The organism is Aeromicrobium phragmitis (assembly GCF_003674095.1).
Classification (GTDB): domain Bacteria; phylum Actinomycetota; class Actinomycetes; order Propionibacteriales; family Nocardioidaceae; genus Aeromicrobium; species Aeromicrobium phragmitis.
Genome location: NZ_RDBF01000225.1, coordinates 1 through 336, shown reverse-complemented (window position 1 = coordinate 336; position 336 = coordinate 1). Strand labels below are relative to the sequence as shown.

Genomic DNA, 336 nt, shown 5'->3' with positions numbered 1-336 from the left:
GGACGTGCTCGATCGGCCGAATCTCGGCCTCGGCGTGCACAACAGCCTGCCCAGCGGGCATACCACTGTGGTCGTGAGTGCTGTGGCGGCGCTGCTGCTGGTCCTGCCGGCGGTCATGCGCCCGCTGATGGCCGTCATCGGCGCGGCAGCGATCGGTCTCACCGGGCTGTCCACCGTCGTCGCCGGCTGGCACCGGCCCGCCGATGTCATCGCCGCGCTGCTGGTGGTGCTCGCCTGGACCGGTGCGGTGTCCGCCGTCGTCGGAGGCCGGCGCGGCTCGTGGCTCCTGTCCAGCGTTGCAGCGTTCCTCGGAGCAGCGAGCTCGGTCGTCATGCT

At 71.7% G+C, this 336-nt stretch carries 1 pseudogene; it reads left to right on the top strand.

The window, feature by feature from the left end:
• Positions 1–73: 73 nt before the first annotated feature.
• A pseudogene (locus D9V41_RS17085) lies at positions 74–336 on the top strand (hypothetical protein); the annotation flags it as partial.